The sequence below is a fragment of the Collimonas sp. OK242 genome (genome assembly GCF_900107095.1).
In the GTDB taxonomy this organism is placed as follows: domain Bacteria; phylum Pseudomonadota; class Gammaproteobacteria; order Burkholderiales; family Burkholderiaceae_D; genus Collimonas.
In genome coordinates, this window is record NZ_FNOR01000023.1 from 41,682 (window position 1) to 62,189 (window position 20,508).

Below are 20,508 nucleotides of genomic sequence, written 5' to 3' on the forward strand. Positions count from 1 at the left end.
CTGGCTTATCTAACTAATTTTTAAAAAAAACGGCATGGAACTCCATCTGTACGATAGCTGGGAGCGGCGCGTCCGGCGCTTTGAAAGTATTACGGCGGGGCGCGTGGGTTTGTATTGCTGCGGTCCGACGGTTTACGACTACGCCCATATCGGCAACCTGCGCACCTATATTTTCGAAGATTTGCTGCGGCGTACGCTGAGCTTCAATCACTATCAGGTACAGCATGTGGTGAATATCACTGACGTCGGCCACCTGGTATCGGATGCCGACGACGGCGAGGACAAGATGGAAAAAGGCAGCAGGCGCAGCGGCAAGAGCGCCTGGGAAATCGCGGCGTTCTATAGCGCTGCGTTCATGGCCGATTTCCGCGCCCTGAATCTGCTGGAGCCAGCCATCTGGTGCCGCGCCACCGAATACCTGCCCGAGCAGATCGCCTTCATCCGCCAACTGGAACAGAAGGGGTATACCTATCGCACCCAGGATGGCGTCTACTTCGACACCAGCCGCCAAAGCGACTATGGCTACCTGGCCAGGCTAGCCCGCGGCGCTCTGCAGGCCGGTTCGCGCGTGGCCTTGGGAGAGAAGCGCAGCAATACCGATTTCGCCCTGTGGAAATTCAGCCCCGCCGATTCCCGCCGCCAGATGGAATGGGACAGCCCCTGGGGCCGCGGTTTCCCCGGCTGGCACATCGAGTGCTCGGCGATGTCGGCGGCCCATCTCGGCACCTGGTTCGATATCCATTGCGGCGGCGAAGACCATATCGCCGTCCATCACAGCAATGAGATCGCGCAGACCGAGGCATGCCACGGCACCCGCCTTGCGAATTTCTGGATGCATGGCTATTTCCTGCAGACCGGCAGCGAAAAAATGTCGAAGTCCGGCGGCGGCTTCCTGCGCCTGCAGACATTGAGCGAGCAAGGATACGATCCCCTGGCGTATCGCTATCTGTGCCTGATGGCGCATTATCGCAGCCAGCTGGAATTCAGCTGGGATGGCTTGCAAGCCGCGGCAACCGGCTTGCAGCGCTTGAGAGAGGCTTACCATCGCTGGCCGGATGGGGGCCGGATCGACCACACGTGGTTAACGCGCTTTCGCGATGAAATCAACAATGATTTAAATCTCCCGCGCGCATTGGCTGTCGTATGGGAGCTGGTGCGTAGCGAGACCGACGCTGCAATATGCAGAGCGACCTTGCGTGAGATGGACCAGGTGTTGGGACTGGGCTTGGCCGACTGGCGGCCGGCCAGCTATGAAATACCCGCAGCGGTAGCGGCGCTGGCCAGGCAACGCCAGGCCGCACGCGAAATGCGGCAGTGGCAGGAGGCCGACCGTTTGCGGCTGGAACTCAAGGCGTGTGGATTTCTGGTGGAAGACAGCGCTTCCGGCTCTACCCTTAAACCTTGCGAAAACTAGAATCGTCGCCGTCCGCCATGTAACGCGGCGGGTGGCGACGATAGTCCGACTTGCTTGGCTACTTACTTTGCAGTAGGCATGGTGAACTCGGCGCCCTTGGCGATGCTGTCCGGCCAGCGCTGCATGATGCTCTTGTAGCGCGTGTAGAAACGGATGCCTTCCTCGCCGTAAGCATGGTGATCGCCGAATAGCGAACGCTTCCAGCCGCCGAAGGAATGCCACGCCATCGGCACCGGAATCGGCACGTTGATGCCGACCATGCCGACCTGGATCTGCCGTGCGAAAGCGCGGGCGACCCCGCCGTCGCTGGTAAAACAGGAAACGCCGTTGCCGAATTCATGGGCATTGATCAGCTCCACCGCGCTGGCCAGGTCCGGCACGCGCACCACCGCCAGCACCGGGCCGAAGATTTCTTCCTTGTAGATGGTCATTTCCGGTGTGACGTGATCGAACAAGGTGCCGCCGACGAAGAAACCGTTTTCATGGCCGGTAACGCTCAAGCCGCGGCCGTCGACCAGCAGCTTGGCGCCCTCTTCGACACCCTTGGCGATGTAAGCCTCGACCTTGGCCTTGTGCACGCCGGTGACCAGCGGCCCCATCTCGGAATCGGCCTGATCGCCGTTGCCGATCTTCAGCGCAGCGGCGCGTTCTGCCAGGCGCTGCACCAGGCGGTCGGCGATGTCGCCCACCGCCACCGCCACCGAAATCGCCATGCAGCGCTCGCCGGCGGAACCGTAGGCGGCGCCGATCAAGGCGTCGACCGCCTGGTCCAGGTCGGCATCCGGCATCACCACCAGATGGTTCTTGGCGCCGCCCAGCGCTTGCACGCGTTTGCCGCGGCGTGCGCCTTCGGTGTAGATGTATTCCGCAATCGGGGTCGAGCCGACAAAGGAAACGGCTTGCACGTCCGGATGCGCAAGCAAGGCATCCACGGCCAGCTTGTCGCCCTGGACCACGTTGAATACGCCGTCCGGCAAACCGGCCTGCTTGAGCAGGTCGGCGATCAGCAGGCTGGCCGACGGATCGCGTTCGGACGGTTTCAGGATGAAGCAATTGCCGCATGCCAGCGCCACCGGGAACATCCACATCGGCACCATCACCGGGAAATTGAACGGCGTGATGCCGGCCACCACGCCCAGCGGCTGGCGCAGGTTCCAGTTATCGATGCCGCCGCCGATATTGTCGGTGTGGCTGGTTTTCAGCAGGTGCGGGATGCCGCAGGCAAATTCCACCACTTCGATGCCGCGCACCACTTCCCCTTTGGCGTCGGAAAACACCTTGCCATGCTCGTGCGTAATCAAGGCTGCCAGCTTGTCATGGTTCTGCTCCAGCAGTTCCTTGAACTTGAACATGACACGGGCGCGACGCAACGGCGAAGTCTCGGACCAGTCCGGAAATGCCGCGCGCGCAGCGGCGACGGCTTTATCGACTTCCTGCACGGATGCCAGCGCAACCTGGGCGACCACTGCGCCGGTGGCTGGATTGAAGACGTCGGAATAACGCTCGGAGCGGCCGGGCGCCGATGCGCCGGCAATGAAATGATTGATTTGGGGAATGCTCATGATCTGTCTCGCTTATCTGGTTGCGGTTATTTTGTTTCGTTGAGTGCTTCACGCACCGTGCTGAACATGCGTTCGATTTCTTCCGGCTGCACGATCAGCGGCGGCGAGAAGGCCAGGATGTCGCCGGTGTAGCGCACCATCACGCCCTTTTCATAGCATTTGCGGAACACTTCGTAAGCGCGCGCGCCCGGCGCCTGCGGCCGCGGCTCCAGCTCGATGCCGGCTACCAGGCCGAGATTGCGGATATCCTTGACGTGCGGCGCACCGGCCACGCCGTGCGCGGCTTGCTCGAACAGCGGCGACAACCCGCGCGCGCGCTCGAACAGCTGCTCGCTCTGGTACAAATCGATGGCGGCGATGGCGGCGGCGGCGGCCACCGGATGGGCCGAATAGGTATAACCGTGCATCAGCTCGATCGCCCCGGCGGCGGCGGATTGCAGCACCATATCGTGGAGCTCGCGTTTGACGGCCACCGCGCCCATCGGGATCGCGGCGTTGTTGATGCCCTTGGCGAGCGTGATCAGGTCCGGCGTTACGCCGAAATAGGCGCTGGCGGTCGGCGCCCCGAGGCGGCCGAAACCGGTAATCACTTCATCGAAAATCAGCAGGATGCCATGCTTGCTGCACAGTTCGCGCAAGCGTTCCAGATAACCCAGCGGCGGGATCAGCACGCCGGTCGATCCTGCCAGCGGTTCGACGATGACGGCGGCGATGGTCGAAGCGTCGTGCAGCGCGACCAGGCGTTCCAGTTCATCCGCCAGATGCGCGCCCCAGGCCGGCTGGCCGTGGCTGAAGCCGGCTTCGGCGATATTCAGCGTGTGCTGCAAATGGTCGACGCCAGGCATCAGGTTGCCCGAGAACGCCTTGCGGTTATTCAAGATGCCGCCGACCGAGATGCCGCCGAACCCGACGCCGTGGTAACCGCGTTCGCGGCCGATGAAACGGGTGCGCTGGCCTTCGCCGCGTGCGCGGTGGTATGCCAGTGCAATCTTGAGTGCGCTGTCGACCGCTTCCGAGCCGGAGTTGGTGAAGAAGATACGGTCCAGTCCGGCCGGCATCAGTCCGGCCACCTTGCGTGCCGCCTCGAACGCCAGCGGATGGCCCATCTGGAACGACGGCGCGTAATCCATGGTGCCGATCTGGCGCGTCACGGCGGCGGTAATCTCATCGCGGCAATGGCCGGCGTTGACGCACCACAAGCCGGCGGTGGCATCCAGTATCGAGCGGCCGTCGTCGGTCTGGTAATACATACCCTTGGCCGAAACGAACATGCGCGGCGCTTCCTTGAACTGCCGGTTGGCGGTGAATGGCATCCAGAATGCCGACAGGTCCTGATCCGATTGATGTGTGCTCATGGTGGCTTCGATGGTGGTGGTTGGCGCGGGGCGGGTTAACGGGGTTTGACCATGGCGTCGATTATTGCAGTTACAATCCAGATTGTTAGATACACTTCGTACAAATCGTGGAAAGTGTATTGTTGTGAATGATAAACTGTACTGAATACACTTGAAGACGCCATGACTGAACCACAGGTTTCGCGCTTTCCCCCGCTGTTGCAGCCGCAATCGGCGCTGGGCCTGGTCGAGCAGATCGTCGCCGGCTTGAGCCGCATGATCGAAAACGGCAAGCTGCGGCCGGGCGAACGCCTGCCGTCGATCCGTCAGTTCGGGCTGGAACAAGGCGTGAGCAATTCGACCATCGTCGAAGCGTATGAGCGCCTGGTGGCCAACGGCATGCTGATTGCGCGGCGCGGTTCCGGTTTCTTCATTGCCAAGCGCGAGCTGCCGGAAAGCAGCGACATGCCGGCCATCCGCCTCAATCCGGTGATCGATTCGGCCTGGCTGTTTTCTGAAGTGTTTGCCGACGAACGGGTGCCGATCAAGGCCGGCTGCGGCTGGCTGCCGAGCAGCATGCTGGACGGCGAGGGTTTGCATGCAGCCGAGCGGCGCATCATCCGTTCGCCCGGCGCCCAGCAGGTCGGCTACGGCCATCCGTTCGGCTACGGCCCGCTGCGGCAAACCATCGCCAAATCGTTCGCCAACTGGGCGCTCGATATCGGTCCGGACCAGGTGATCACCACCCATGGCGTAACCCAGGCGCTGGACTTGATCATGCGCACTCTGGTCAAGCCCGGCGATACCGTGTTCATCGAAGAGCCCGGTTATTGCAACCTGATCGCCATGCTGCGGCTGGCCAACATCCATGTGGTCGGCGTGCGGCGCACCGTGAGCGGGGTCGATCTCGAGCAGTTGGAGGAGCTGGCGCTGCTGCACCGGCCGAAGATTTTCTTCACCAATCCGGTCCTGCAAAATCCGACCGGAACCACCTATACCCCTGCCTGTGCGATGCGGGTATTGCAAGCGGCCGAGCGGCACGGCTTCTGGGTGGTGGAAGACGATCTGTACCGCGAGCTGGCGCAAGCCACCGATCCGATGCTGGCCGCGCTGGACGGCTTGCGGCGGGTGATTTATGTCAGCGGCTTCTCCAAAACCATCGCGCCGTCGCTGCGGCTGGGCTTCATCGCTTGCCAGAGCGATCTCGCCAAGGAGTTTGCGCGTACCAAGATGGTATTGACGCTGACCAATTCCGAAATTACCGAACGCCTGGTCTACAACGCGCTGACCGAAGGCCATCACCGGCGCCACGTCGAGCGCCTGGCCAGCACCTTGCTCACCGCGCAGGCGCAGGTCAGCGCCCGGCTGGAAGATGCCGGCTTGCTGCCGTTCGGGCCGCTGCGCGGCGGCATGTTTTATTGGGCCAGGATGCAGCGCACGACATTCAGCGCCAAGGAAATCGGCGATCAAGCCCTGAAAGAAGGTATCTGGCTGGCGCCGGGAGAGTTCTTTTATGTGTCGCAGCCCGAGCATCCGTGGTTTCGTTTCAATGTCGCCTTTTCGGATCTGCCCAAGCTATCCGATTTCTTTCGTAAACTGGCGTAGCTCCCCCAATAAAAAACCCGCGCACTCATCATGAGGCGCGGGTTTTGTCGACAGATCAAAAGCGGATCGCAGGCGATCAGTTACCGGTATTTGTTTCAAGCAGATATTGCGAACCGGCAAAATCGAGCTGGCCGGAAGCGCGTGCGGCGGCGAGTTCCGCCTTGACTTCAGCACGGGTCTTGCCCGGGGCGCTGGAGACGGCCACTACCGGATATTCTGAATAAGCGACATCGAGTTCCCCGGCAGCGCGGGCTCTTGCCACTTCTGCCTGCACTTCAGCGCGGGTCTTGCCGGGAACATTGCTTGCTGCGCGGGCAGGCAGGGACGTCGGATAATTCGAGCCAGCGAAGTCGAGTTCACCGGCAGCGCGAGCCCTTGCCAGTTCCGACTGGACTTGAGCGCGGGTGAGCGGGGTGACGTTGTCAGCAGCGAATACAGGAGCCGAAACAATTGCGGCGAGTGCCAAGGCGGCGATCAGTTGGGTTTTCATGATGGTTTCTTTCTTTTGAAGTTAATGACAAAGTGCCAAATACAGCGGTCACACAAGCGCATGTACTGACGGGTCGGCATCTTTGCTGCACCGTCATGGCTGTAGATGGGGGGGGGTAATGTTATCTATCACTAGATAGATAACATTGGAAATTAAAAAGCGCCTTTATCAATCGACGCCTTCGAATCCATGCATCCGTCATCTGCAGTCCGGGCACGTTGAGCTATCCAGTTACTGGGTCAAAACAGCCTATAACAACGTGTCTGCAACTACTGTAGTCTCACTATAGTTATCTACTGGTAGGTAGTCAAACAGTATTTGCTTATAATAATAAATCATTACCAAATTGCCGACACGGTGATGAAATCGCTTGATTGTCTACCTTTCAGTAGATAACATATGAACAAAGCGTCTTGATGATTTTGCCTGCCGCGCCGCCAGCGTCAGAACATTGCCGATTGCTGGCTAAAGACGTAGCATGGCGGCCATGGCGGTATTTGCAGCCGCCTGAAGCACGTTCGCCCTGTTTTGGCGTCCCTATCTATAGGTAAAAAAATCATGAAGGCCGTTTCCCCCGTACGCGAACAATTACTGGAGCACACGCTGGTCCTGCTGGGAACGCGCGGCTACAACGGTTTCAGTTATCGCGACCTGGCCGAACTGGTCGGCGTCAAGACTTCCAGCATCCACTATTATTTCCCGACCAAGGAAGATCTGGCGCTGGCCGCAGTGCAAGCCTATGCAACGAACATCGGCGACATCATGCGCAGCATGGACGTCAACGGGCCGCTCAAGGAGCAGATCGAGCAATACCTGGCTTTGTGGCGCAAGAATCTCGGCACCGGCCGCGTTTGCCTGTGCGGCATGCTGGCTTCCGAAGCCACCAGCCTGCCGCAAAATGTACTCGCCGCCATACAGAGTTTTTACTCCATGCACGAAACCTGGATCACCCAGCGGCTGGAGCGCGCAGTTGCTGAAAAGGGCGTGAAACTGCCGGCCGCACCGTCGGTCTACGCCATGACCATCCTGGGCGCCCTGCAAAGCGGACTGGTGTCCGCCCGCCTGTTCGGCAAACCTTGCCGTCTCGACGCCGCATCGGCGATGTTGCGTTCCGCCGTGACCCGGGAAGACGGCAAGCAGCAAGCCGACGCCGCAATTTCCTGAATCCATCGGGACGCCGCGCATGCAATCGGCCAGGCTTCGCGAGCCTGGCTGGAGTGTCAGTTGTCTTCTGCAATATAGCGCGACACGCCGGCAACCAAGGCGTCAAACACAATCCGGCAGCGCTCGCTGGAACGCAAATCCTCATGCATCACGATCCAGGTTTCGAGTTCACCCGTGACCGCTTGCGGCAGCACCGGCCGCAACTCAGGATCGGGTTTGGCCAGCGCCGTCTGGCACATGCCGATGCCGTAGCCGGCGCGTATCGCCGCCAGTTGCGCCAGCTGGTTGTCGGTGCATAGCGAGAACATATCGCGCGTCAGCGGCAGGCCGCGCTTTTGCATGTTGCGGATGTAACTGGTTTCCTGGTCGAAGCCGATCAGCGCATGGTTTTTGAGCTCGGCTATGCCGGCCGGCATGCCGCACTGCTCCAGATAGCGCCGGTGCGCGAACAAGCCGAGCGGAATGGCGCCGACCCGGCGCGCGATCAGGGCGGCCTGGCTGGGCTGCACCATGCGGATCGCAATATCGGCGTCGCGCTGCAACAGATCCTGGGTCCGGTTCGACAACACCAATTCAATCTTGATGGCGGGATGCGCCTCGCGCAGCGCGGTCAGGATCGGCGGCAAGACTTCCACGCCGACCACATCCGAGACCGTAATGCGCACTGTGCCATGGCTGCTGACGCTGGCGTCGGCCGATGCGCGCCGCAGGGCGTTGGCGGTGGCGCGCAGGTTTTCCGCAAACGGGCGCAGGGTCAGCGCGGTGTCGGTGGCCGCCAGCCCGGTTTGCGAGCGGGTGAATAATTTGACGCCTAATGCCTGTTCCAGCGCCTCTATCTGACGGCCGACGGTGGGCTGGGTCAGCCCCAGGCGCCGGGCTCCGCCCGACAGCGAACCTTCCTCCATGACAGCCAGGAAAGCGCGATAGAGATCCCATCCGGGTTCTTGCGTAGTCATACAAATATGTATAGTGGCTATGTTGAGATCGCCAATTTTAAACTAAGGGCGACGCTGTTACGCTGGATTCCGTCACGTTAGTCAATCGAAGGAGGGAATCCCCATGAAACAGAAAATAGCGCTGGTATCAGGAGTAACAGGCGGCATCGGCAATGCCATGGCAAAAACATTGATGCAGCGCGGCTGGCAGGTGCGCGCCCTGCATCGGCGCGCGGATCGGATGGCGGCCAGCGATGGCGGCAGCAAGCTCGGCAGTCACCCTGGCATCGACTGGCGGCAGGGCGATGCGATGCATGAGCAGGACGTGATCGCCGCCGCCGCCGGCGTGGATCTCATCGTGCATGCGGTCAATCCGCCGGCGTATCGCAACTGGGCGCAACTGGTCATGCCGATGATAGAAAACAGCATCGCCGCGGCGCGAGTCTCTGGCGCCCGCATCGTTTTGCCCGGTACCGTCTACAACTACGGCCCGGATGCCTTGCCGACCTTGAGCGAGACCTCGCCGCAGCACCCGGAAACCCGCAAGGGTGCGATCCGGGTGCAGCTGGAGCGGCGGCTGCAGCTTGCCAGCCAAGATGGAGTGCGTACGCTGGTGGTGCGGGCCGGCGATTTCTTCGGGCCGCACCTGGCCAATTCCTGGTTCTCGCAAGGGCTGCTCAAGAGGGGCCGGCCGGTCACTGCGGTCAGCTATCCCGGCCAACGCGGCATCGGCCACCAATGGGCTTACCTGCCCGATGTCGCCGAGACCATGATGCAATTGATCGAGCGCGAAGACGCGCTGGCCGACTTCGATACCTTCCACATGAACGGCCACTGGGATGCGGACGGCACGCAAATGGTCGCCGCCATCGGCCGCGTCACAGGGCAGCCGGGCCTCAAGGCAAAAAGCTTTCCCTGGTGGCTGTTGCCGCTGGCGTCGCCCTTTGTCCCGGTCATGCGCGAGCTGCGCGAGGTCAGCTATCTATGGCGGCAGCCGGTGCGGCTGGATAACCGCCGCCTGCTCAAATTGCTTGGCAGCGAGCCGCACACAGCGCTTGACGACGCCGTCAAGGCGACGCTGACAGGCATCGGCTGTTTGAAAGGATAACCGGCGAACAACATTATATTTTACCGTGATCCGGTCCAGGTAAATCGTGTCGGGGGATAATGCGTACTGCAATTGATTCATAAACGGCTGTTATTGCACTATGCAATATGCAGCCATCATTATTGGAAGTAACGCATTTTGAAGACGACAAGAACCAAACGCTGGAGCGGCAAGATGGACTCCCTGACAACGGCTTATTTGAAAGATGTCATGGGCAAGATGGAAGTGTACGGCGACCGCGTGCAATTCGGACTGACCAGCCCGGGGCCGCGCCCGTATTACCAGCTTACCAACAGCGCCGAAAAGAAAATGGCATTCGACAGCAATAGCCATCTGCTGCATCCCAAGGAAGATGAATTTGTCGGCCCCAACGCCACCCCGGTATTCACCCTGGAACAAATCAAGGCAGCCATCGCCGCCGGCGGTTTCCGCTCGGTTGGCGTCACGCGCGTCAGCTCTGCCGGCGGCCGCGTCGTCAGCCGTAGCGGCGCTACCCGCGGCGGCGCGGTAGCGATGAAAGCCAAGGATTTGATCGACGCTGCCAGGTATGACTATTTCCGTAATAATCGCCAGACGTTGCCGGATGGCATCGGTGAGCATACGGCCGAAATCACCGAGCTGATGCTCAAAGGCAGTTCAGCCGAAGAGGCATTCGGCGAAGTCGTCAAACGGCATTTCTGATTGCGATTGCCGGACAATGGCCTGGCAGAGATGTCAGGCCATTTTTTTATCGGGCCATGCCCGCGCGATCCCTGCGATTTCTTCGCGCTGAGATGTCTCCTAACCCGAAGTCTTATCGCTTGGCCCCGCCAACTTCGTAATAAGCCAGGAACATATCCACCGCCGAATCCAGCACCTGCTGTTGCTGCGCTGGCGGTAACGGCGGCTGGCCCAGCGTAACCTGCGGCCAGAACGCAAAAGCTTTCAGCAGGCTTTGCAGCTGGTGCGCCGCGAATGCGGGATCGGCCGGTTTCAGCTTGCCAGCCGCCTGGGCTGCGCTGATCCATGCGCTGACGCTTTCTTCCCGCTCCTCCATTTTGGCGACGATGTCCTGGGTCCGCTCCGGCGAGTGGATGGCGGCAGCAATCGCAACCCGCGCCAGGTCGAGGAAATTGCTGTCGCTCAGCATGCCCATCTTGGTTTGCATCAGCGCGCGCAACTGCGCGCGCAGCGGCTTATCATGACGAAAGCTCAGGGCGCCTTGTTCCGCGCTGGCTTGCCACAGGCGCGCCAGGATTTCGGCGAACAATTCTTCCTTGCCGGGAAAATGGTTGTACACCGTGCGCTTTGAAACTTCCGCCCGCGCGGCGATCCTGTCCATGCTAGTGGTTTCAAAACCGTGGGCGCGGAATTCCGCAATCGCGGCCTGGATGATGGCCTCGCGTTTGCGATCGGTAAGGCGTTGGACTGTGGCCATGGTGTACTTCAGGAAGACGAATAACTGAATTTTACACCAGGCAGTTTACTTCTCAATAATGAGAAACACCACTGCATTGCAAGCTTACGACGCTTGCTTCTTCTGCCTTGGCGTATCATCGGCCGGCATGTCGGAGGCACGCAACAGCGAACTTAGCTACGACCTCAAACTGGCGCGGCAGGGTGGTCCCAAGCAGGTGCTTGAGGCGGCAGACAGCAACGCCGCCTGGTTTTTTCACCGGAAAACGCTCAAGCCAAGCCATTGCGGCCATGCCGCAGAAAAGCCGGCCGCTGGCTCAGGCGTTCAAAATAGGCCGCCACCGCCGGATATTCCGGATGCTGCAAAGGCGTCATCAGCCAGCGATTGACCGACAGGCCGAGCGGCACATCGGCCAGCGAGAAGGCATCGCCTAAAATATAGGCACCGGTTGCCGCCAGTTGCTGCTCCAGGATGCCGATGTGTTTAGCCCAGCTTGCCACTGATGCCGCCAGCGCGGCCGGGTCGGAGTACGCCGGATTCTTCCTCACCAGCGCCACGAATGCATAGCGCCAGGCATTGTTCAGTTCGGTCGCCTGCCAGTCCATCCACTGCTCGGCCTTGGCCCGTTCGCGCGGCGCCGCCGGCAGCAATGCGCCGTCGCCGTAGGCCGCCGCCAGGTAGCGGATGATGGCGTTGGATTCCCACAGCACGAAATCGCCGTCGCGGATTACCGGCACCATGGCGTTCGGATTCAAGGCCAGGTAATCGGCCGTATCGGTAGCGCGGAAGCCGCTGCCCCAGTCTTCCCGTTCGAACGGCAGGCCCAGTTCATCGCATGTCCAAAGCACTTTACGGACATTGATCGACGCTGCCTTCCCCAATATTTTCAACATGAATTTCCTCTTTTCCTATCGCAAAACCTGGTTTTTGTGCTAAAGATACGACCGACTGCAAACGAACTTTAAAAGCAATTTGTCTCAAACACGCGTTTGCGGTAGTCTACATCGCCGATTCCAAGCAAATACGGTGCTAGAATTTGCAACTCACCACTTTTTTTGAGGATTTAACGAAATGAACAAAACCGAATTGATCGACGCCATTGCCACCGATTGCGAAATCTCGAAAGCCGCCGCACAGCGCGCTTTGGAATCCGTCGTAGACAACGTGATCAAGGCCGTGACTAAAGGTAATACTGTTCAGTTGATTGGATTTGGTTCGTTCTCTTCCGGCAAACGCGCTGCGCGCGTCGGTCGCAATCCACGCACCGGCGAAGCAATCAAGATTGCTGCAGCCAAGACCGTCAAGTTCACAGCTGGTAAAGCATTCAAAGATGCAGTGAACAAAAAGAAGAAATGATGTAACGAAAGCCCCTTGAAGAAATTCAGGGGGCTTTTTTTTCGTCGGAAGAGATCCTGATGCCGGATATCTCGAGGGAGAACTGATTAAATAACTGCGAAACGGCTGCTGACGAAATGGCCTGTATTTTTTACCGCATGGCGAAACTATGATCCGACAATGCCTGGCTTGCTTGGTGCTTTCAGTGTGCGGCCTTGGCAGCGCAGTTGCAGCCGGTCCCGACTGCTCGCGTCCCTTTACGCTCGCATTGCACGATCACGGCCTGCTTTATTCGGTCGACACCGATACCGGCATCGACAAGGATTTCGCCGACGAACTGATACGCCGCAGCGGCTGCAAGGTCAACGTCAGCCTGATGTCGCGCGACCGCATCTGGCAATTGATCGAGTCCGGCGCGCTTGATTTCAGCCTGTCCGGCATCGCCAATGCCGAGCGCAACCGGTTCGCGGGCTTTGCCTGGTACTTCACCAACAAATACTATTTGCTGGTGCGCAAGGATGCCGGCATGCGCAAACTGTCCGACTTCGAACACAGCGACCGCTTTCAGCTTGGCGTCATCCGGAGTTTCCGTTACAGCGAATCCGCCAACCGCCTGGTCGACCAACTGACCGCCGCCAGCCGCGTCAGCCAGGCCAATGGCCTGGCTCCGCTGTATCAGACGCTGCTCCTCGGCCGGATTCAGGGCATGATCATCGAGCCCTTCGATTATCCGGCCCTGGAGGAAAAGAAGATCCGCGACATCACCACCGTCATCGAATTCAACGATCCCGCGATACCGCACGGACTCATCATGTCGAACCAGGCGCTGACGGCAGCCGAGCAGGATAAGTGGCGCGCATTGGTGAACGAGATGCGTGCAGACGGCAGCGTCCGCCGTATCTTCGAGAAATACTTCAGCCCCGCCTTCGCCGGCCCCATGGTCGATTTCCAGGCGCCGCCGTGAGCTGGCCGCGTCCGATCCTGCTGCCCTTGCTTATCTTGGCCGCTGCACTCGGCGTTACCTGGGCGGTCTGGGATCATGAACAGCAAGCCTCGCAAAAAGAGTTGCTGTCCCAGTTCGATATTTCCCTGCGCGAGACCGTCAGCCGGGTTGAGCTGCGTATGGAGACCTACGAGCAGATGCTGCGCGGTGTGCAGAGTTTGTGCACCGTCGCCGGCGAGATGGACCGCGATAGTTTTCGCGACTACGTCGGCGCGCTCAATCTTGACGCCAATTATTCCGGGATCCAGTCCATCGGCGTAGGTAAATGGGTGCCGGCGGCGAATAAAGAAAGCCATGTCGTCGCCATGCGCCGGCTCGGCTTCGCCGACTACTCGGTGCAACCGGACGGGCAGCGTGAAAACTACGTTCCCATCGTTCAACGCGAACCTTACGTCGGCCGCAATCGCGGCCCTCTTGGTTTCGACGCCTGGTCCGATCCCGTGCGGCGGCGTGCCATGGAGACGGCGCGTGACTCAGGCAGTCCGGCGATTTCCGGGAAGATCCGGCTGGTCGTGGATAGCGAGGCGGATGCGCGCCCCGGCTTCGTCATGTACCTGCCTATCTATACCCGGGGCCAGCCGCATGACAGCGTCGCCGAGCGTCGCGCCCACCTGGCCGGCTGGGTCTACGCATCCTTCCATATGAGCGACGTGATGGCCAGCCTGTACGGCGAACTGCCGCCCGGCCTGGCTTTTGCCATTTACGACGGGGTCGAACCATCCGTCGCCGCACTTACCTACCTCTCGCCGCTTGAACCCGGGCGGCGCCTGCCTGCCGTCATTTCGGCCAATGAGTATCTGGTCATCGCCGGGCACAACTGGACGCTTTCCATGAGCGCCACGGATGACTTCAGGGGACGCTTCAGAAGTAACGCCCAGCTGCCGATTGCGCTCACCGGCATCGGCCTCAGCCTGCTGCTGGCGCTGCTCTCCTGGTTATTGCTGACCGGCCGCCGCCGGGCCATGCAACTGGCCGCCGCCATGACCACGGAGCTGCGCGAGAGCGAGGAGAAATTCCGTGCAATCGCCGATTGCATGGTCAACTGGGAAGTCTGGTGGGGGCTGGATGGCAAACCGCGCTGGATCAATCCGTCCGTCAAGGAATACACCGGCTATACGGTGGCGGAGTGCATGGCGATGCCCGACCTGGCCGCCACACTCATTCATCCTGACGATATGCCCCGCGTGGGGCCTGAATTCCAGAAAGCGCTGCAGGGCCTGCGCGGCGACGATCTGGAATTTCGCAGCGTGCGCAAGGATGGTTCGGTGTTCTGGCTTTCCATGTCCTGGGCGCCGATTTGCGATGCCAAGGGTGCTTTCACGGGCTTTCGCACCAGTGGCCGCGACATCACCGAACGCAAACAGTCCGAGGCTGAACTGCGCATCGCGGCGGTCGCTTTCGATTCGCGCGAGGGCATGATGATCACCGATGCCGGGTGCAGGATCCTGCGCGTCAACGGCGCTTTCACCGAAAGCACCGGTTATGCGGCGGCGGAGGTTGTCGGCCAGACACCGCGCATGCTGCAGTCGGGCCGCCACAATCCAGCTTTTTACCGCGAGATGTGGGACGCCATTCACAACAGCGGCGGCTGGCAGGGGGAGATATGGGATCGCCGCAAGAATGGCGAAGTGTATCCGAAATGGCTGACGATCTCGGCGGTGGCGGGAGACGACGGCGTCGTCACCCACTATATCGGCACCCATCACGACATCACCGAGCGCAAGATCTCGGAAGAAAGAATCAAGGAATTGGCTTTCTTTGACGCCCTTACCCATTTGCCCAACCGTACCCTGCTGCTGGATCGCCTGACGCAGGCGATCACGGTCAGCGCCCGTAATGAGACCTGCGGCGCCCTGCTGTTCGTTGACCTCGATCACTTCAAGACATTGAACGACACCCTGGGCCATGATCAAGGCGACCTGCTGCTGCTGCAAGCGGCGCAACGTCTTGCTGCCAGCGTGCGTGAAGTCGATACGGTGGCGCGGGTGGGCGGCGACGAGTTCGTGGTTGTGTTGGGAAGCTTGAGTGAAAGTCCGCAAGAAGCAGCCAGCCAGACCGAAGCCGTGGGTGAAAAAATCCTCGCCGTACTCAGCGGCGTGTATCAGCTTGACGATATCGAATACCGTTGCACCGCAAGTATCGGCGCCACCTTGTTCCAGGGGCATCAGACTTCGATTGAGGAACTCCTGAAGCAGGCCGACCTGGCCATGTACAAGGCCAAGGAAACAGGACGCAACGCGCTGCGCTTTTTCGATCCGGCCATGCAGACTGTGGTGCTGGCGCGCGCCGCGCTGGAGGCAGGGCTGCGCAAGGCGATCGAGCGCAAACAATTCTTGCTGTATTACCAGGCCCAGGTAGCCGATGGCGGCCGCGTCACGGGTGTCGAGGCGTTGGTGCGTTGGCAGCATCCGCAGCGCGGCATCGTGCTTCCGGCCGCTTTCATTCCCATGGCTGAAGAAACCAGATTGATTATTCCACTGGGTGACTGGGTGCTGCAAACCGCGTGCAACCAGCTGGCGGCATGGGCCACTCGTCCGGAAATGGCTCATCTCACAGTGGCCGTGAATATCAGCGCCCAGCAGTTCCGCGAGCCTGATTTTGTCGACAAGGTGCTGGCGGTAATCAGTCAAAGCGGCGCCAATCCGAGCCGGCTGAAACTGGAGCTGACGGAAAGCCTGTTGGTGGACAATATGCAAGACATCATCCAAAAGATGGTTGCACTCAAAATCAAAGGTGTGTGTTTTTCGTTGGACGATTTCGGCACCGGCTATTCCTCGCTGGCCTATCTGAAGCGCTTGCCGCTGGACCAGTTGAAGATCGACCATTCGTTCGTACGCGACATCCTGTTCGATGCCAACGACGCCGCCATCGCCAAGACTATCCTGGCCTTAGCCGAAAGCCTTGGCCTGGAGGTCATCGCCGAGGGAGTCGAGACTATAGCGCAGCGGGATTTCCTGGCGAGTATCGGATGCCACGCCTATCAGGGTAACTATTTTTGCCTGCCGCTGCCGAGCGAGGATTTTGAAGAGTTTGCGCGTGAAGCCGGATTGCTGCCGATGGTCATTGGCATGCGCGCACAAGGGGCGATGTCATGACAGCAAATTTCATTGACACCGTTCCACCACGCGCGATATGGTCGGCGACGCATCAATTCTTTTTTCCTGCACTCCCCGCATTGAAAGGATTCCATGAAAGATACGCCACTGACTTTTTCCCGCCGTGAGCTGCTGCTGAGCGCACTGTCCGCCGCCGCTGTTGTTACGCTACCCCGCATCGCCCTGGCTCAGACCCAGAGCAAGGAAGCACTTTCTGCCGACGCTCGCTTTTCAAGCTTGCTGGCCGACTTTGCCGAAGAAATCCTGCGCCTGTCGCCGACTTCGGCCACTTCGCTGGGACTCGATTCCGGCGCGCGCCTTGCGCTCAAATCGCGTCTGCCGGATGCATCACCCGCCGGACAAGCTGCATGGGCCGGCCAGGTGAAATCGATGCTGGCCCGCATGGCGACGCTGGACCGCGCCAAGCTTGGCGCGGATGCGCAAATCCGCTACGACAGCGTGCGTTATGCGGCGAACGAAGGAGTGGACGGGCTGCGCTTTTCGTATGGCGGCGCGGCCAGCGGTTTCTATGGCGGCACGCAGCCATTCCCGGTTACCCAACAGGATGGCGCGGTGCTTTCCGTGCCGGAGTTTCTCGACTCGCAGCATACCATCGCCAACGCGGCCGATGCCGAAGCCTATCTTGAGCGCGTGACAGCGATGGCCCGCGTGCTCGACCAGGAAAGCGCACGCATCGCCGAGCAGGCCGCCAAAGGCATCATGCCGCCTGATTTCATCGCACACACTGCGCTTATCCAGCTGCGGAATTATCGCAAGACCCCGGCTGCGGCGCAGAAGCTGGTCACCTCGATTGCCGGACGCACCAGGAAACTCGGCATCGCCGGCGACTGGGAAGCGCGCGCGACGAAGCTGGTCAATACGCTGGTATATCCGGCGCTCGACCGCCAGATCGACACTTTCGCCAAGGCTAGCGCCAAGGCCAGCGATGTCGCCGGCGTGCACCGCTTGCCCGACGGTGCGGCGTATTACGAATGGGCGCTGAAGCTGGGCACGTCCACCACCCGCAGCGCCGCAGAAATCCACGCGATCGGATTGGAGCAGAACAAAATGCTGCAAGCCCGCATCGACGCCATCCTCAAGGCGCAAGGCATTACCCAGGGCACGGTCGGCGCACGCCTGCTGGCCCTGTCGAAAGATCCCAAACGCTTCTATGCCGACAATGATCAAGGACGCGAACAACTGATCGCCTATTGCAATGAACGGGTTGCGGTGGTCCGCGCGCTGATGCCGAAAATTTCGCATCTGGGCCTGAAAGCGCCTCTGGTGATCAAGCGTGTGCCGCCTGATATCGAAACAGGCGCCCCGCTCGGCTATATGAATTTCGCCGCGCTGGATGGCTCGCGGCCGGCGATTTATTACATCAACCTGAAATCGACCACGCTGTGGCCGAAATCCGAGATCGCCACGCTGACCGCACACGAAGGCATCCCCGGCCACACCTGGCAGAGCGCGTATCTGGCTGAACACCATGCCGCTATGCCGCTGATCACTTCGATGATGGGTTTCAACGCTTTCATCGAAGGCTGGGCGCTGTATGCCGAGCAGCTGGTCGATGAGTTCGGCGTGTATGCGGATGATCCGTTCAGCCAGATCGGCTATCTCCAGGCGCAGCAGTTCCGCGCCTGCCGCCTGGTGGTCGTACCGGCCTGCACGCGATGCAATGGACGCGCCAGCAGGCGATCCGCTTCCTGCTTGAAAACAGCGGGCGCGGCGTCGCCGCCATGACCAGTGAAGTCGACCGCTACTGCGCGTCGCCGGGACAGGCCTGCGGCTACAAGATGGGGCACAACGAAATCCTGCGCCAGCGCGAACGGGCGAAAGTGGCGCTGGGCGGCCGCTTCGACCTGGCGGGTTTCAATGATGCGCTGGTGAAAAGCGGCGGCGTGCCGTTGACGGCGCTGCCGACCGTGGTCGATAACTACATTGCCGGGGTGCAGGCGATATAGGCGCATATTCCGCGACGGGCCGCAACCGCCAAAAGCGGCCCGTCGTAGAGGACCGCCACTTTCCCATTAACTGGTTGCGAGGCCGTTTGCACTGACCACTGCCGGAACATGGTGAACCTCTGTTTCGGAAATTGCTGTCCGGTATGGCGGCTATCCAGCCTGCTTGCCAGCTGCATCTGTTTGCCGTTCGTCTCCACGCTCCTATTCCGACGTGGCAAGAAATGGCAGAACACCGTTATCTAAAGGGATTGACAATAGTTTTCAAACACGATAAGTTTCCACGGGGAAATAGAAAAATCCTGCCAGGACCGTCGCATCCGAGTGAATAAAACGGGAGGCAAGCATGCTGGATACCCTTTCTTCTTACTTCGAGACGACCGGTTTCATGCCTCATGGCCATTGTTTTCTCTGGACCCCTTCATTGCTTTGGAGCTATGTAATAGCTGACTCCATCATCGCCGCCTCCTATTACTCGATTCCGGTCGCACTGTGGTACTTCGTGCAGAAGCGGCCGGATCTCCCATTCCGCTGGATTTTCGTGATGTTCGGCGTCTTTGTGATGGCCTGCGGTACTACCCACATCTTTGCGATCTGGAACATATGGTTGCCCAATTACTGGGCCGACGCGGGAATGAAGGTATTCACGGCAACTGTGTCGGTTGTGACAGCCGCCTTGCTGTGGCCGCTGATACCCCAGGCGCTCGCCATCCCAAGCCCTGAACTGCTTAAGCGTGCCAACCAGGAATTACAAAATGAAGTGAGCCGGCGCACTCAGGCAGAAAACGAGCTGCGGGAAACCAACAGCGCACTGAAACAGCGCACTGCACAACTTGAGATCGCAAACAAGGAACTTGACGCTTTCAGCTATTCGGTGGCCCACGATCTGAGAGCGCCTCTGCGCCACATCGGCGCCTTCTCGCAGTTTCTCCAGGAGGATCTTAAGGATCTTAATGCCACCGACACTCACTATCTCGATGTCGTCATCCAGTCGGCCAGAAAAATGGGCAAGTTGGTTGATGACTTGCTCACTTTGGCGCACACAGACCGTCTTAAGATTAATCGGCAAGCCGTCGATCTGAATGGCATTATCGAAGTGGCGCGCAAAGAGTGTGAGTCCTTAGGCGGAGAAGACGCCGAATGGCAATTAAGCAGCTTGCCGACAGTCCGAGGGGACGCAACGCTATTGCAGGTGGTTTTCACGAACCTTCTGTCCAATGCGGTGAAGTTTAGCCGTGGGCGTGACCACCCAATCATCGAGATTAAATCTCTGAGCGATGACGGCGATGAAACGATTGTGGCCGTAAAAGACAATGGTGTGGGCTTCGATCCCAGTTTAGAGGACAAGCTGTTCGGCGTCTTCCAGCGCCTTCACCGGGACGGAGAATTCGAAGGCAACGGCGTCGGCCTCGCAACCGTGCAGCGTATTATGCATCGACTTGATGGTCGGGTCTGGGCTGAAGGAAAACTGGATCAGGGCGCGATTTTTTTCGTCGCCCTACGGCGCGCATAGCTGCGCCGACTGCGGCATTCATCGGGAAACCTTCAATCGAGCAGATGACGTTTCTTGACACACCGGAACATCGGAGCACAGTGCGCTACGGGCCACATGCCGCACTCGGAAGAATAGTCGTTACAGGATTCGGAAATGGTCCGATTGAACGGCCAGCCTACGCAGCTGCCTCAACGTCGGCTTAAGAGAACGCTGTATGGCGGTTCGGGGTCGAACTGACCCCTCGCGACCGGCTCGAAACGGCCCAGAGTGTGTAAAAACATAGAAATTCGTTGGCACGATCAATAACGTGTTCAACGACCGCCATCCAAGTCACGAGAGCGGTTTATTCTGACGAGTTTTTCCGTCTGCGGCACGGAATATTTTTTGAGTGGCAGTCTAAAAACCGCCGCAATCCGCTCCAAATCACGTTCATTTTCACAGCAAAAAGAGCCCTTCAGGCCCGGATCTCTCGCATCAATCGGTCGACACCCAATATCTGCATTACACGTTTCAAATTGTAGGCAAGTACGTGCAGACTCATCTCGGTTTTGACCCGTTTCAAAGTCTTCGTCAAGAAGTGCGCCGATCCCATCCACAACTTGATCGTC

General features: G+C 59.7%; 17 protein-coding genes and 2 pseudogenes. 12 read left to right on the forward strand and 7 right to left on the reverse strand.

The window, feature by feature from the left end; all coding sequences use genetic code 11:
• The first annotated feature begins 34 nt into the window (after window positions 1-34).
• Window positions 35-1,414: a cysteine--tRNA ligase gene (cysS, locus tag BLV81_RS21100; protein WP_092359881.1), complete on the forward strand. Its 1,380-nt coding sequence runs from the start codon at window positions 35-37 to the stop codon at window positions 1,412-1,414.
• 62 nt (window positions 1,415-1,476) lie between these two features.
• Here cysS and BLV81_RS21105 read toward each other — a convergent pair whose 3' ends face one another.
• Both BLV81_RS21105 and BLV81_RS21110 read right to left on the reverse strand, forming a co-directional pair.
• A complete protein-coding gene (locus BLV81_RS21105; RefSeq protein ID WP_092359882.1) occupies window positions 1,477-2,976 on the reverse strand; it encodes a CoA-acylating methylmalonate-semialdehyde dehydrogenase in 1,500 nt (499 codons plus the stop codon).
• A gap of 26 nt (window positions 2,977-3,002) precedes the next feature.
• Window positions 3,003-4,331 carry an omega-aminotransferase AptA gene (locus BLV81_RS21110; protein WP_092359883.1) on the reverse strand — a complete coding sequence of 443 codons (1,329 nt, stop codon included), beginning with the start codon at window positions 4,329-4,331 and terminating at the stop codon, window positions 3,003-3,005.
• 162 nt (window positions 4,332-4,493) lie between these two features.
• Here BLV81_RS21110 and BLV81_RS21115 point away from each other — a divergent pair, with 162 nt between their 5' ends.
• A complete protein-coding gene (locus tag BLV81_RS21115) occupies window positions 4,494-5,915 on the forward strand; it encodes an aminotransferase-like domain-containing protein (RefSeq protein ID WP_092359884.1) in 1,422 nt (473 codons plus the stop codon).
• Between the two features lie 76 nt (window positions 5,916-5,991).
• Here the strand turns inward: BLV81_RS21115 and BLV81_RS21120 are convergent, their stop codons facing one another.
• Entirely contained in the window at window positions 5,992-6,405 is a 414-nt protein-coding gene (locus tag BLV81_RS21120) for a DUF4148 domain-containing protein (RefSeq protein ID WP_092359885.1), read from the reverse strand.
• 558 nt (window positions 6,406-6,963) lie between these two features.
• On the opposite strand from BLV81_RS21120, the gene BLV81_RS21125 reads away from it, so the two are divergent.
• Window positions 6,964-7,569 (forward strand): TetR/AcrR family transcriptional regulator, encoded by a 606-nt coding sequence (locus BLV81_RS21125; protein ID WP_092359886.1) that lies wholly within the window; start codon window positions 6,964-6,966, stop codon window positions 7,567-7,569.
• 56 nt (window positions 7,570-7,625) lie between these two features.
• Here BLV81_RS21125 and BLV81_RS21130 read toward each other — a convergent pair whose 3' ends face one another.
• Complete coding sequence (locus BLV81_RS21130) at window positions 7,626-8,525, reverse strand: LysR family transcriptional regulator (protein ID WP_092359887.1); 900 nt, start codon at window positions 8,523-8,525, stop codon at window positions 7,626-7,628.
• A gap of 103 nt (window positions 8,526-8,628) precedes the next feature.
• Between BLV81_RS21130 and BLV81_RS21135 the strand changes: the two genes are divergently transcribed.
• Together BLV81_RS21135 and BLV81_RS21140 are read left to right on the forward strand one after the other, a co-directional pair.
• A complete protein-coding gene (locus BLV81_RS21135) occupies window positions 8,629-9,612 on the forward strand; it encodes an SDR family NAD(P)-dependent oxidoreductase (protein ID WP_092359888.1) in 984 nt (327 codons plus the stop codon).
• 174 nt (window positions 9,613-9,786) lie between these two features.
• Entirely contained in the window at window positions 9,787-10,293 is a 507-nt protein-coding gene (locus tag BLV81_RS21140) for a hypothetical protein (RefSeq protein WP_255365403.1), read from the forward strand.
• Between the two features lie 112 nt (window positions 10,294-10,405).
• On the opposite strand, the gene BLV81_RS21145 is transcribed toward BLV81_RS21140, so the two are convergent.
• On the reverse strand, window positions 10,406-11,029 hold the full coding sequence (locus BLV81_RS21145; RefSeq protein ID WP_092359890.1) for a TetR/AcrR family transcriptional regulator: 624 nt from the start codon (window positions 11,027-11,029) through the stop codon (window positions 10,406-10,408).
• Window positions 11,030-11,102: 73 nt separating this feature from the next.
• On the opposite strand from BLV81_RS21145, the pseudogene BLV81_RS24305 reads away from it, so the two are divergent.
• Window positions 11,103-11,204 (forward strand): annotated as a pseudogene (locus BLV81_RS24305) (epimerase); the annotation flags it as partial.
• Window positions 11,205-11,277: 73 nt separating this feature from the next.
• On the opposite strand, the gene BLV81_RS21150 reads toward BLV81_RS24305, so the two are convergent.
• Window positions 11,278-11,901 carry a glutathione S-transferase family protein gene (locus BLV81_RS21150; protein ID WP_092359891.1) on the reverse strand — a complete coding sequence of 208 codons (624 nt, stop codon included), beginning with the start codon at window positions 11,899-11,901 and terminating at the stop codon, window positions 11,278-11,280.
• 178 nt (window positions 11,902-12,079) lie between these two features.
• On the opposite strand from BLV81_RS21150, the gene BLV81_RS21155 reads away from it, so the two are divergent.
• The 6 genes from BLV81_RS21155 to BLV81_RS21175 all read left to right on the forward strand — a co-directional run bounded on the left by BLV81_RS21155 (window position 12,080) and on the right by BLV81_RS21175 (window position 19,918).
• Window positions 12,080-12,364 carry an HU family DNA-binding protein gene (locus tag BLV81_RS21155; protein ID WP_092359892.1) on the forward strand — a complete coding sequence of 95 codons (285 nt, stop codon included), beginning with the start codon at window positions 12,080-12,082 and terminating at the stop codon, window positions 12,362-12,364.
• A gap of 148 nt (window positions 12,365-12,512) precedes the next feature.
• Complete coding sequence (locus BLV81_RS21160; protein ID WP_092359893.1) at window positions 12,513-13,307, forward strand: substrate-binding periplasmic protein; 795 nt, start codon at window positions 12,513-12,515, stop codon at window positions 13,305-13,307.
• Window positions 13,304-16,441: a bifunctional diguanylate cyclase/phosphodiesterase gene (locus BLV81_RS21165; RefSeq protein WP_092359894.1), complete on the forward strand. Its 3,138-nt coding sequence runs from the start codon at window positions 13,304-13,306 to the stop codon at window positions 16,439-16,441. Before BLV81_RS21160 ends, BLV81_RS21165 begins: the two co-directional genes overlap by 4 nt.
• Window positions 16,442-16,534: 93 nt before the next feature.
• Window positions 16,535-18,187: a DUF885 domain-containing protein gene (locus BLV81_RS21170; RefSeq protein WP_255365404.1), complete on the forward strand. Its 1,653-nt coding sequence runs from the start codon at window positions 16,535-16,537 to the stop codon at window positions 18,185-18,187.
• Window positions 18,118-18,408 (forward strand): DUF885 family protein, encoded by a 291-nt coding sequence (locus BLV81_RS24310; RefSeq protein ID WP_255365405.1) that lies wholly within the window; start codon window positions 18,118-18,120, stop codon window positions 18,406-18,408. Before BLV81_RS21170 ends, BLV81_RS24310 begins: the two co-directional genes overlap by 70 nt.
• A 343-nt stretch (window positions 18,409-18,751) precedes the next feature.
• On the forward strand, window positions 18,752-19,918 hold the full coding sequence (locus BLV81_RS21175) for a sensor histidine kinase (protein ID WP_092359895.1): 1,167 nt from the start codon (window positions 18,752-18,754) through the stop codon (window positions 19,916-19,918).
• A gap of 436 nt (window positions 19,919-20,354) precedes the next feature.
• Here BLV81_RS21175 and BLV81_RS24095 read toward each other — a convergent pair.
• A pseudogene (locus tag BLV81_RS24095) lies at window positions 20,355-20,508 on the reverse strand (IS5/IS1182 family transposase); the annotation flags it as partial.